Origin of the sequence: Neobacillus canaveralius, from assembly GCF_047237705.1 — a bacterium.
In the GTDB taxonomy this organism is placed as follows: Bacteria; Bacillota; Bacilli; order Bacillales; family Cytobacillaceae; genus Neobacillus; species Neobacillus niacini_K.
This window is the reverse complement of record NZ_JBDFLL010000001.1, coordinates 4,156,802-4,169,627: the sequence shown is the minus strand read 5'-3', so window position 1 is coordinate 4,169,627 and position 12,826 is coordinate 4,156,802. Positions and strand designations below refer to the sequence as shown.

Annotated in this window: 12 protein-coding genes; 8 read left to right on the top strand and 4 right to left on the bottom strand. The window is 37.5% G+C overall.

Annotation, left to right across the window (positions count from 1 at the left end; all coding sequences use genetic code 11):
* Nucleotides 1–178: 178 nt before the first annotated feature.
* Nucleotides 179–859 (top strand): hypothetical protein, encoded by a 681-nt coding sequence (locus ABC255_RS20560; RefSeq protein ID WP_412996458.1) that lies wholly within the window; start codon nt 179–181, stop codon nt 857–859.
* A gap of 68 nt (nt 860–927) precedes the next feature.
* On the opposite strand, the gene ABC255_RS20555 is transcribed toward ABC255_RS20560, so the two are convergent.
* Nucleotides 928–1,797, bottom strand: coding sequence for an SDR family oxidoreductase (locus tag ABC255_RS20555; protein WP_412996456.1), 870 nt, complete (start codon nt 1,795–1,797; stop codon nt 928–930).
* Between the two features lie 505 nt (nt 1,798–2,302).
* Between ABC255_RS20555 and ABC255_RS20550 the strand changes: the two genes are divergently transcribed.
* Together ABC255_RS20550 and ABC255_RS20545 are read left to right on the top strand one after the other, a co-directional pair.
* On the top strand, nt 2,303–2,491 hold the full coding sequence (locus tag ABC255_RS20550) for a hypothetical protein (RefSeq protein WP_335535575.1): 189 nt from the start codon (nt 2,303–2,305) through the stop codon (nt 2,489–2,491).
* A 158-nt stretch (nt 2,492–2,649) separates the two neighbouring features.
* Complete coding sequence (locus tag ABC255_RS20545; protein WP_412996454.1) at nt 2,650–3,423, top strand: SDR family oxidoreductase; 774 nt, start codon at nt 2,650–2,652, stop codon at nt 3,421–3,423.
* Nucleotides 3,424–3,640: 217 nt separating this feature from the next.
* Here ABC255_RS20545 and ABC255_RS20540 read toward each other — a convergent pair whose 3' ends face one another.
* The 3 genes from ABC255_RS20540 to ABC255_RS20530 all read right to left on the bottom strand — a co-directional run bounded on the left by ABC255_RS20540 (nt 3,641) and on the right by ABC255_RS20530 (nt 6,003).
* On the bottom strand, nt 3,641–4,297 hold the full coding sequence (locus ABC255_RS20540; protein WP_412996452.1) for a tetratricopeptide repeat protein: 657 nt from the start codon (nt 4,295–4,297) through the stop codon (nt 3,641–3,643).
* Between the two features lie 139 nt (nt 4,298–4,436).
* Nucleotides 4,437–4,640 (bottom strand): hypothetical protein, encoded by a 204-nt coding sequence (locus ABC255_RS20535; protein WP_412996450.1) that lies wholly within the window; start codon nt 4,638–4,640, stop codon nt 4,437–4,439.
* Between the two features lie 175 nt (nt 4,641–4,815).
* Nucleotides 4,816–6,003: an acetyl-CoA C-acetyltransferase gene (locus tag ABC255_RS20530; RefSeq protein WP_412996449.1), complete on the bottom strand. Its 1,188-nt coding sequence runs from the start codon at nt 6,001–6,003 to the stop codon at nt 4,816–4,818.
* A gap of 621 nt (nt 6,004–6,624) precedes the next feature.
* On the opposite strand from ABC255_RS20530, the gene ABC255_RS20525 reads away from it, so the two are divergent.
* From ABC255_RS20525 to ABC255_RS20505, 5 genes are all read left to right on the top strand, one after another.
* A complete protein-coding gene (locus ABC255_RS20525; protein ID WP_412996447.1) occupies nt 6,625–6,807 on the top strand; it encodes a Fur-regulated basic protein FbpA in 183 nt (60 codons plus the stop codon).
* Nucleotides 6,808–7,052: 245 nt separating this feature from the next.
* Nucleotides 7,053–9,263, top strand: coding sequence for a catalase/peroxidase HPI (katG, locus tag ABC255_RS20520; protein WP_412996445.1), 2,211 nt, complete (start codon nt 7,053–7,055; stop codon nt 9,261–9,263).
* A gap of 255 nt (nt 9,264–9,518) precedes the next feature.
* Nucleotides 9,519–11,510, top strand: a complete 1,992-nt coding sequence (locus tag ABC255_RS20515) for an oxidoreductase (protein ID WP_412996443.1) — start codon at nt 9,519–9,521, stop codon at nt 11,508–11,510.
* Nucleotides 11,511–11,821: 311 nt separating this feature from the next.
* A complete protein-coding gene (locus tag ABC255_RS20510; protein WP_412996442.1) occupies nt 11,822–12,292 on the top strand; it encodes a hypothetical protein in 471 nt (156 codons plus the stop codon).
* Complete coding sequence (locus tag ABC255_RS20505) at nt 12,293–12,790, top strand: hypothetical protein (RefSeq protein ID WP_412996440.1); 498 nt, start codon at nt 12,293–12,295, stop codon at nt 12,788–12,790.
* The last annotated feature ends 36 nt before the right edge of the window (nt 12,791–12,826 follow it).

The following is a 12,826-nucleotide window of genomic DNA, read 5'->3' as shown; positions in this document are numbered from 1 at the left end:
ATAGTTTCATTTAACCATTTATTTCTATTTGTCACAAGATTCAATTATCTATTTCTATAACAAGGTAAAATTAAACTTTAACAGAGAATTTTAATAGAACATAGTAAGGAATTCCCTTATTTTGTTCTTGTTTTTTATGATATTGTTTATAGATATTCAGAAAAAGTTGGTGTAAAGATTGAGTAAAAAGAAACAAAAACGTAAATCAAGGAAGAAAGAAACGGGTACGTTCAGTGCGGTACTAATGCTATTTGGCTGTTTTTTCGTCGTACTGTTTTTAGGCTGGTATATGATGGTGGGGCATTTAGATGGAGCAACTTTTCAAGGGGTCGTGGAGCTTCCCTTAAAGGAGAGCTATGCGAACCCAGTATCTGGATTGGCATTTATACTCTGGGTCATTGGAATTCCGAGTATCATTGTTTTTCTCATATTAATGGCAATGGACAAAAGCGAATTTATTATATCCTGTTTTTATAGTGTTCCCATTTTTTTATTGAGTTTGGGCTTTACGATTCATTATATGGTTTTGTTAGTCAAATTTGGTGCTGAATCTTTATGGTGGGTTTATGTTGTTGCAGCAGTCCTCGGTTTTCTACTAGCTAATCTCTTAGTCTATTTGGGTAAAGGTAAATTACATACTGTTTTTTGGGGACTGGGTGCTCTGTTAATAGTCCTTAGCTGGATCCTATTAGTCATGGCGAATTCTGCAGATGGTAATTATATTATTATTTATAAGGATAATTTAAGGGGAAGTTTCTCGATTAAGACGATTGTAGGAACCTTTCAATCTATGGGAATTATGATTTTCCTGTTCATGTATGGGTATTTGTTGAAGATACGATTTGGCGGGGAAGAGTAAAACAATCTGGGGGCGGTTCTCACGGGTTTCATAGTAGTATGAGCAACAAGAACCGTCCCCACGGCTACCTACCCATTAACGACTTGCCCGCCATTAATGTGCAGGATTTGTCCAGAAACATAGGATGAATCATAATGTGAAGCTAGGTAGACAAATGCAGGAGCAACTTCCTCCGGCTGTCCGGGGCGCTTCATCGGTGTACCCTGTCCAAATTCACTTACTTCTTCCGCGGTAAAAGTAGAAGGAATGAGTGGTGTCCAAATAGGTCCTGGTGCGATTCCATTTACCCTGATTCCTTTCTCGGCCAGCTGAAGGGCAAGAGATCTTGTAAAGGAAGTAATGGCACCTTTTGTAGAAGAATAATCAAGCAGCTTAGGATGCCCTTTATAAGCAGTGATGGATGTTGTATTAATAATGGCACTTCCTTCCTTAAGGTGAGGTAACGCCGATTTTGTTAAATGGAACATAGAAAAAACATTTGTCCGGAATGTCTTTTCCAGCTGTTCTGTACCGATTTCCATTATGCTTTCCTGTGGGTGCTGCTCACCCGCATTGTTCACAAGGATATCAAGGCCGCCAAGTTCATCTACAGTTTGCTGTACAGCTTCTCTACAGAAGGATTCATCACCGATATCTCCAGCAATTAATAGGCATCTTCCACCTTGCTCCTCAACCAGCTGTTTCGTTTCTTCCGCATCGTTGCTTTCATTTAAATAAATAATCGCAACATTTGCTCCTTCCTTCGCGAAAGCTATTGCTACTGAACGTCCAATTCCACTGTCTCCTCCGGTAATTATTGCATTCTTTCCTTGCAGCTTATTGCTTCCTTTATAGTTCGGATTTTCGGTTTCTGGAAGCGGTCTCATATTCTTCTCAATTCCTGGCTGCTGGTTTTGTTCTTGTGCAGGTAATTTGCTTGGGTACTGTTCATTGTTCATTTAATATAACCTCCTATAAATTTGGGATGTTAATTCAGTACCCTTTAGATAAAGAGATTAAACTATTATTATTTCTATACTCCTTATTGAGTTATCTTCCAATCTTATAAAAACTGAAAAAAATGTAGAAATTTCAATTAAAATGGAAAACGAAAAATGTTAAAGAGTTCGAGGGAACGGGAATGATAAAAATCAAATACAGCTCAGATGAATATTGTTGCAATATAAGTTGTTTATAAAACCGAACAATACTCTAATGGGGGAATGGAAAATGAAAATCTTTAAACCGGAATGGCTTTCGTTAAGCAAAGAAATAAAACTTAAGTTAATTCGTTTAGCGATATTGGAAAACCAGAACAGATACTTTTCAAAGACATAAGCAAAATTAAAATTGTGACACTTTCACACGCAGTACTATGTAATGTATGGCGGTGTTGATTAAGCCGACATAAAAGAGATGATTTCATCATATTTATCAGCAATAAGAGGTTAAAGAGGTGAAATCATGTTAGGTAAGGTTGTCAGAAGATTCATCTTGTTTCTGATTGGAAGTTCGATCTTTGCTTCCTTAATCGGGTATGCCCTGTTTAAGGCTGGCCTCATATCATTTCAAGGTAATCCTCAACCCCAAAGAGCACTGAATATAAAAGATCGTAATCGAAATAGAAGAGTTGGTAGAATTCGAGTTACTTAATTTAGGAATTACCTGCGAAAACCAATGGCTGCCATTTTTTTGTTTTATTATAAAAATGCTCACAACTATCAATAATTATTTTTTACATGCGTTAAGTCTCCAGTGAAAAAGACTTATAATGAAGATAATCGATTTTTTTCACGGGAATGGAGTTGTCAATGACAATGAAGCATGTTGTGATAACGGGGAGTACAAGAGGCATTGGTTACGGACTCGCCAGGGAGTTTTTACTAACAGGATGCAGAGTAACAATAAGTGGACAGTCGCAGAAGAGTGTTGATCGTGCATTGCAAAGTTTAAGAGAAATGTACCCTGACAATGTGGTTGGGTATGCTGCAACTGCCGATAAACGGGATGATTTGGAGGAATTGTGGAATTACGCTGAAAAAAATTTTGGTCCTATTGATATTTGGATTAATAATGCAGGAATCGATCAAGAAAGGAAATACTTTTGGGAACTGGACGAAAAATCGTACGATAAAATTATTACCACCAATCTTAAGGGTGTTATGAATGGCTGCCATGTAGCCATTCATCATATGTTAAAACAAGGTTTTGGCCAAATCTTTAATATGGAGGGTTTTGGCAGCAACGGTATGATGCGCGAAAAGATGACTTTATATGGAACATCAAAATGTGCTCTGAGCTATTTTACCCGCTCTTTGGCAATAGAGGCAAATAAGACAAATATAAAAGTAGGCACGCTAAGTCCCGGAATGGTTGCGACTGATTTTTTAAGGAAATCGCTGGATGATCAAAACAGAAAAATCTTTAACATCTTAGGTGACAAGGTCGAACCAGTAACAAAATTCCTTGCCGCAGAAGTACTTAATAATCAAGAAAACGATGCAAAAATACAATGGCTGACCAAACCAAAAGTAATGTGGCGATTTGCCAGTTCAATGTTTAGAAAGCGGGATATATTTAATTAATAGATGATCCTGGTAAATATGTGGTAATAGAAAGACTGTATTAGGGTGAGGTGTAAGATTGTGTTAAAAGTCGAGCGACATAGTTTATGTTTTTCATTCGTCCTCTTACGCTAATTTTACACTGGCGTAAGAGGATTTTAATTTATTGAAAAAATTCAACAAGTCAGAAACGCCAACCGAATTAACGTTTACTATTTTGTTGTTCCTAGAAAAAATATTACTTGTATGTACTAATATTATAATTAATTGCTTCCATATACCCCTTATTCGCCGATTGGATCATTAATTCATAGGCCTCTTCAAACCTATGTTGACTTTCAAGTAATAATGAGAGATGGAACATTGAAGGGGAATAACCCCGGTTGACGGCAACCCTGTAGTAGCTTTCGGCTTTTTTATGATCTAATGAAATTTCACAGTATCCGAAATGATAAAGCTTACCTAATATATCTAATGCTTTCTTTTCATTTTGATTTGCAGCAATATTTAGGGAGAGAAGAGCTTGATTCAAATCCATAGCAACCCCAATACCTTTAAGATACATAAGCCCTTGGTAATAGAGAGCAGTAGCATGTCCCTGTGCTGCAGCGACAGAAAAATAATTGAAAGCCTTAATGTAGTCCTTTGAGATTCCTAACTGTTCACTTCCATAATAGCAATGGTGTCCCATTTCAAACTCCGCTCTAGGAAATCCTTTACCTAAAGAAAGGATGAAAAACTCTAATGCTTCCAAGAAGCGTTCAGCTTTAAAGAATCTTTTATATTCATTAAACAGAAACTGAGGATTATCTTTCAAATCAATTTCCTTATTAACATGACAACTATTAATATCTAGCATTCTATTTACATTATATTCTGATTCACTAACTTTCAAGTTTTCCCCTCCTATACATTATATTATTGATGGGTAAATGAACATCCCTTGTATTTTCTAGTCATGAATATACAAGGGAAGCCTAGATCTTTTATAAATGCTGAATTAGTCAATTTACCTATTCTTCACAAAGGAATAGTTAGATAAGGACTTTTTCTCTTTTTTCACGTTGAATTTCTTTTTCTGCAAGCTCCCACCAGCGATTTGAATTGGGTAATGGTAAATCTCTAACGGAAGGACTTGATGTCATATCGTTTCCTAATTTACTCCTATCCAACGATTGTTCATTTTCTTCATAAGTAGAACAAATTCGGTAAATATCGTAAAAATCAGCGAATGACATTCTAAGGACCTCCTTTCTAAAAATTAAGGGATAGCGATATTCGATACTCCCTTTAGCTTTATTATAAGACTAATGATTCATAATGAACGGAGTAAAAGTGAACTAATTTTGAATTTTACAACAATTCAGAAAGTATTGTCCTTCGGCCATCATCTAGTATTTTTCACTAGGCAATTTAAGCATTTTCAATGATCGTAGCTACACCTTGACCTCCGCCGACACATAACGTCGCTAAACCAAAGCGGTTTTCTCTTTTTTTCATTTCATGAATTAATGACACCAATATCCTTGCGCCGCTAGCACCAATAGGGTGACCTAATGCAATTGCTCCACCATTTACATTTAGCTTTTCTTTATTAAAATGAAGTTCTCTGTCTACTGCGATTGATTGGGCAGCGAATGCTTCATTTGCTTCAATTAAATCAATTTCTTCTAATGATAAAGAAGCTGTTTGTAAAGCTTTTTTTACTGCTGGGACGGGACCAATTCCCATAATACTTGGGTCAACCCCAGCTACAGCATTTGCTTTAATAACTACCAAAGGTTTAAGTTGTAATTCATCTGCTTTTTCACGGCTCATCACAACAAAAGCTGCAGCACCATCGTTAATACCTGAAGCATTTCCAGCGGTAACAGTCCCATTCTTATTAAATGAAGGACGAAGTTTTCCTAGACTTTCTGAAGTCGTTCCAAATCTAGGGAACTCGTCCTGGCTGAATATTGATACTTGTCCTTTTCGACCAGGTACTTCAACAGGGACAATTTCATCACTAAATCGTTGTGATTCAATCGCTGCTTGAGCCTTTTGTTGACTCCATGCCGCAAATTCGTCCTGCTCGATTCGGTTGATTTCATATTTTTCTGTAAGATTTTCGGCTGTTATTCCCATGTGATAGTCATTCTCGGCACACCATAACCCGTCCTGAATCATGCTGTCTAGAATCTTTTGATCTCCCATCTTAAATCCATTACGACCGCCTTTTAATAAATATGGCGCTTGACTCATATTTTCCATTCCGCCAGCAACCACAATTTCAGCCTCTCCCGATAGAATAGCCTGTGTTGCCAAGTGAACTGCTCTCAAGCCTGATCCACAAACCATATTAATTGTTATTGCAGGTGTTTCTTGAGGTAAACCAGCAGCAAGTGAAGCTTGTCTTGCGGGATTTTGGCCAGAACCTGCTTGTAAAACATTTCCCATAATAACCTGATCAACATTATTATTTGTTATCCCAGCTCTAAGAATGGCCTCTTTTATTACTGTCGCCCCAAGCTCCTTTGCAGAAACATTTTGTAGACTTCCTAAAAAACTTCCAATTGCTGTCCTAACAGCACTTACAATCACAACTTCGTTTTTAGTCATTTGAATCTCTCCTATAGTGAATTTATTATCCTATGTACGATTTCTACCATATGATACTACATATGGTGGGAAGTGAAATCATAAGTTCTTCGACAAATTTAGATTCTTACTGAATGTATGTGGAGTTCGAAAGACCGATTGAAGAGCTTGTTTATGGTGAATTAGAAGGTGGGTTGGATAGGAGGTGAAAACTGCAACAACTTAAAAAAGGAATGAAATGATAGGTTGATCTCCGAATCAAAACTAAGGAAAATTTAATCCGTTTTGATTAAAAGGAAAGTGTTGAATGTTAGCAGTTATTGTAGAAAAAAATTTGGACAAGATTTCTATTTGAGTTATTTAGCTCATGTTACTATTGTAAAAAATTAGGGGGAATTTGTATTGAACAGTTTGTTAATATAGTAATAAAATTTTTGTTTTTTAAAAGAGAAAAAACATCGAACATCTTGTTTACAACAAAAAAGCCTTAATCACATATTTTACGTGGTAATTTTTTAAATTCCGCTAATTCATACTTTACAGGTAGGAATTGTAGGCTTATAATAAGGTTAATCAAATAAACGAAATTAAAAGTTGTTGTATTTAAGGGAAAGACTTTATAAAAATTAAGGAGTGTACCTGATGAGAAATAATGATGAAAAAAAACGCCAAAAACTTATCAATAAATTAATTTTTTTAAACGTATATACCAAAGAAGATCAACAGCTTTATAAATTGCCACTATCGAAATTACAAAACGAGTTTAAAAGATATAAATTACAAAACCATCCTCATGGTGAGTTTGGGTCTATTCAGTGGGTATAAAATGAATATGGTTAAGTGTCATAAAGACTGCAATGGTGTTCTCACCTGCAGTCTTTTTTGTTAACTATAAAGATATTTAAAGCTCTCCTAAATGTTACAATTTTGTGATTATGTTGGTTATTTTTTCAATTTTTAGTAATAGCTTAGTAGAATATAAATATAATAGTTATTATCAGCCAGTTTAATTTTCTACCATTAGAAGAATAATTATTCGCTACATAGTTTACAAAGAGAGGGGAAAAAGCATGGACGTTAAAAACAATGCTAACACAGAAGGGTGCCCGTTTCATCAGGGAGGCGCTACTAGTAAAAAGTCTAGCGGTACGTCAAATCGAGACTGGTGGCCAAACCAGTTAAACTTGAATATTCTTCATCAGCATGACAGAAAAACTAACCCTATGGGGGAGGACTTTGTTTATACAGAAGAGTTTAAAAAACTAGATTACTATGCTCTTAAGCAGGATCTTCAAGAGCTAATGACAACCAGTCAAGATTGGTGGCCGGCTGACTATGGGCATTATGGTCCATTTTTTATCCGCATGTCGTGGCACGCCGCAGGTACTTATCGTATAACTGATGGCCGAGGCGGCGGCGGAACGGGTGCACAGCGTTTTGCTCCACTTAATAGCTGGCCAGACAACGGCAACCTCGATAAAGCTCGCAGGCTCCTATGGCCGATTAAGCAAAAATATGGCAACAAGATTTCTTGGGCGGACTTGCTCCTCTTGACAGGTAATGTTGCGATTGAGTCCATGGGAGGAAAGACTTTTGGGTTTGGCGGCGGACGTGAAGACATCTGGCATCCAGAAGAAGACATCTACTGGGGTACTGAAACAGATTGGCTGGGTGATAAGCGTTACACAGGAGATCGTGAGCTAGAAAATCCACTTGCTGCCGTTCAGATGGGTCTAATTTATGTTAACCCAGAAGGACCAAATGGTAACCCAGATCCTGTTGCGAGTGCTCGTGACATACGTGAAACCTTTGCACGGATGGGAATGAACGATGAAGAAACTGTGGCATTAATAGCCGGCGGTCATACTTTTGGTAAGGCACACGGTGCAGGAGACGCTGCTCTCGTTGGTCCAGAACCAGAAGCTGCACCAATTGAAGCAATGGGTCTAGGCTGGTTAAGCACACACGGCAGCGGTAAAGGTCATGATACCATCACCAGCGGTATTGAAGGTGCTTGGACTGCTAATCCAACACAGTGGGACAATGGTTACTTTGATTTATTGTTTGGATATCAGTGGTGGCTTACAAAGAGTCCTGCAGGGGCATTTCAGTGGCTTGCTGTAAATCCTGATGAGAAGGATCTTGCCCCGGATGCAGAAGATCCATCTGTAAAAGTTCCAACTATGATGACCACTGCAGATATGGCATTACGTTATGATCCTGAATATGAAAAGATATCTCGTCGTTTCCATCAGAATCCGGAAGAATTTGCCGATGTATTTGCACGTGCATGGTTCAAACTTCTTCACCGTGACATGGGTCCTAAAGCAAGATATCTAGGCCCAGAGGTTCCTAAAGAAGATCTTATCTGGCAAGATCCTGTACCAGCAGTTGATTATGAATTATCAGATGTGGAAGTATCAGAGATTAAAGCAAAGATCCTTAACTCAGGACTTACAGTTGGTGAGTTAGTAACAACTGCCTGGGCTTCCGCCAGTACCTTCCGTGGCTCAGATATGCGTGGCGGCGCTAATGGTGCCCGCATCCGTCTTGCTCCACAGAAGGATTGGGAAGTGAATCAACCGGAGCTACTAGCAAAAGTGCTTCATGTACTCGAAGACATACAAAGTAAATTAAATAAGCAAGTTAGCCTTGCTGATTTAATTGTACTAGGTGGCAGTGCTGCGGTTGAAAAGGCTGCACGTGATGCAGGCTTTGATGTAACCGTTCCTTTTGCCCCTGGACGCGGTGATGCCACGGAAGAGCAAACGGATATAGACTGCTTTGCAGTACTAGAGCCTGTCGCTGATGGTTTCCGCAATTATCAGAAAGCCCAGTATCGTGTTAGTCCTGAGGAGCTGCTAGTGGACAAGGCACAACTTCTAAAGCTTACTGCACCAGAAATGACAGTACTTATTGGCGGTATGCGTGTTCTAGGTACGAACCATGGCGGCACAGAACACGGTGTATTCACAAATCGCGTAGGAACACTCACTAACGACTTCTTTGTTAATTTGCTTGATATGGGAGTTGAGTGGAAGCCTGTGGAGGAAAACGTATATGTTGGTCGTGATCGTAAAACTGGTAAAGTAGTGCGGACAGCAACTAGAGTCGACCTCGTGTTCGGGTCAAACTCTGTTCTCCGTTCCCTAGCAGAAGTTTATGCTCAAGAGGATAACAAAGAGAAGTTTGTACGTGACTTTATTGCAGCATGGGTCAAGGTAATGAATGCAGATCGCTTTGACCTTAAGTTGAACAAAGCTCAAATCTTAAGCTTTTAAACTAATAAAACCTAAGACTTCTCAGAAATAAATATGTGCCTGGTCACTACCCGTAATTGTTGATTGTCCTCGACAAGATAGGGGTTGTATCAGGCACTTTTATTTTTCGAAAATAATACATACTATTGTCACTAAACTAACAAATAAAGGTACGAAAGTTTCAGTTAATTACCTTTAAAATAAGAAATGGATAAATATTTCAGTTATATTTGTGAAATTATTCACAATAACTTTGAAAAGGGAGGTTTTAACAAAATGCAATACCCAAGTATATTCAAACAAGGTAAAATAGGCAATCTTACATTGAAAAACAGAATAGTTATGCCGCCAATGGGAACGAATCTAGCAGGTCCCCAAGGGGAAGTTTCTGATGAGCTAATTGCTTATTATGAAGAAAGGGCAAAGGGGGGTACTGGGTTAATTATTGTTGAATTTACCTGTATTGATTATGAATATGGGAAAGGATTTATTAGGCAAGTAAGGCTGGACGATGATCGCTTCATCCCAGGTATACACGCACTCGCCAATGCGGTACATAAATATGGGGCGAAGGTTTTTGTGCAAATCCATCATGCAGGCAGACAGTCAAACTCTTCGTTAATTAATGGTAAACAAGTCGTTGCACCTAGTAACGTGGCATGTGCTGCAGTAGGTGAAGAACCCCGGGAATTAACAACAGCAGAAGTAAAAGATCTAGTAAATAAATTTGTTCAGAGTGCCATAAGATGTAAGCAGGCTGGCATAGATGGCGTTGAAGTCCACGGAGCCCATGGTTATTTAATTAACCAGTTCCTAAGTCCCCAGGCAAACTTCCGTACGGATGACTATGGAGGAAGTTTTGAGAATCGAATGAGATTCATCGAGGAAATTATTGTTGGTATAAGGGAAAAGTGTGGTAAAGATTACCCTGTAACGGTTCGTCTCAGTGTGGATGAATTTGTTGAAGGAGGAATAGATTTAGAGTTAGGTAAGGAGATTAGCAAATACTTAGAAAAATTAGGAGTAGATGGACTGCATATTAGTTGTGGAACCTATGACTCTATGGACAGAATAATTGAATCCCCGTTATTTGAACAAGGCTGGAGAGTCTACCTGGCAGAGGAGATAAAAAAAGAAGTAACTATTCCAGTCATCACTGTTGGGTCTATTCGTGAACCCCAATTCGTAGAAAACATTTTATCGGAGCGCAGAGCAGATTTTGTGGCGATAGGAAGGGGATTAATCGCCGACCCTGAGTGGGTAAACAAAACAATAGAAGGACGCGAAGCTGAAATTAGAAAATGTATAAACTGCCTCCATTGTATCCATTCAACTATGGGTAACTCACACGTTCTTTGTTCCATCAATGCTAGAGCAGGACGTGAATTAGAGTTTAAGGAACTTCAAAACCTGCCATCTGATGAAGACCGACACGTTGTCATCGTTGGCGGCGGTCCAGGCGGTATGGAAGCGGCACGAAATCTAGCACTAAAAGGATATGATGTTACTCTTTTTGAAAAGGGTAATAAGCTTGGTGGTCAATTGCACCTTGTCACGGATCCAATTTATCGAAAGAAAATGACGTGGCACATACACTATCTTGAGCATGAAATGACACGTTTAAATATTGATGTTCGTATGAATACGGAAGCTACCGTCGAAGGGATTACGTCATTAAATCCGTATGCTGTTTTATTGGCAACAGGCGGAAGACCAAGGCTTCCACTGGTAGAGGGCAATAATTTAAATCATGTGTATACCTATGAAGATGTAAAATTACAGGATAAAGTATTTGCTAATAGTAAAATTACGGTTGTAGGAAGTGGTATGATTTGTCATGGAACGACTCGTCGCCTTGCTGAAGCTGGTAATGATGTCACCTATGTAGAAATACCAACAAAAGCAAGCAAAAGAATTGGACCTGAAACGAGATTAAGACTACTTGAGAAGCTTAAGCAGGTAAATGTGAACATTGTTACGGACCACAAATTGGGAGGAATACTACCGAACAGCGTTATTGTGGAGGACTTAGTTTCTGGGAAACAATCAGAAATTAAGTCAGAGTATGTCATTGTTGCTATGGGTGTTGAGGCATATAACCCATTAGAGGGAACATTAAGTGGACAGGTAGCAAATGTGTTTGTATTAGGAGATGCAGCAGGCTATAGTTCACTTGGTGACGCTACCAGAGACGGCTTTGAAAAGGCCTATTTCCTTGAATCCATTGTTACACACTGCAGGGAAGAAGAAGTTACACAAACGCTATGAATTAAAAAGTATAATTAAAATCATTGGTCTACTTTTTCCTGAAAGTAGACCTTTCTATATCTAGTTGATGGTTTTTTTGAAGATGGGATACTTGATTACATTTTTATAAATATGACATTATTTATTCGTCATGAGTTCAGTACTGTTCTGGATTCTTGCCTTTTTTACGATTAGGAAATTTTTATATTTTCCTAAACCACCCCTTACTTTCTCCACTACAAAACAAATATTCAATTAGCCTTACTATGTATAAATCCTTTATTTTTTCAAAACCTAAATAGGGTACTTATTAAAATAGAGGTGAAGGTAAGATGGCATTATCAATAATTGTCTATTTAGCTTGGTTAGGTATTGCGATATTTTATGCTATGAAGAAACCATTTTCAAAGTTAGAGATTTCGGCCATCGTTTTTTTCATATTTATTATTGATGTAAACCGGAGTTGGATCACAAATGAGGAACTAAGATATATTACCTATTCTCATGTTCCACTAAATTATATAGCATATATTATTCATCGTACCTTTATTACTCCATTGTTTATAGCTATTGGCATGAGTAGTATACCTAGAAACTCGACAGTGCTAAAGAAAATTACAGCGATCCTAATTTCTTCCTTTGTACTAGTTTTAATTAATATGGTTATGCTCAGTTTTGATATTGTCTATTTCCATCAATGGAATTTGATTTATGATTATCTATATTATGTCTTATTACACCTGTTAGGATATTTCATTCTATATCGTTACAACTCATTCGTTTTAAAAGGAGCTAAAAATTAGATGATTTGGATCGACAACTTTAGTCTAAATGAGATATCACTCATCATTATGAATGTAATTGGCTATTCGTTCATGAAGTTCTTACCGAAAAAACTAAGTAGGGAAGTAACTTTTATCAGTGTACTTGCAGGTTTATCAACAGGTATGTTGTTTGATTTTACAATAGGTGGAGGTCTCCTTGATTTTTACAAGCAGAATGATAGTAATCACTATGAATTATTTGACCTGTTCTATTATTCATTATTTGCACCATTTGGTTATTTTTTTATGTATTTTTATCATGTGTTACGGATTAATAAAATAACATTTATCTTTTATATTACTGCTTGGTCCATTATTGGTATAACAGTACAGTGGATATTTACACTTCTACATATCCTTACTTATCAAAATAACTATCAATTATCGTATTCTTTCCCTATATTCTTACTGACTCAAACATTGACAGGAATTTTTTACGTTTTCATTACTAGTAATGATAGTAGAAAACTGATTTAAGAATATAGTTTGTCAAGATTGTACTAATATTTTCCT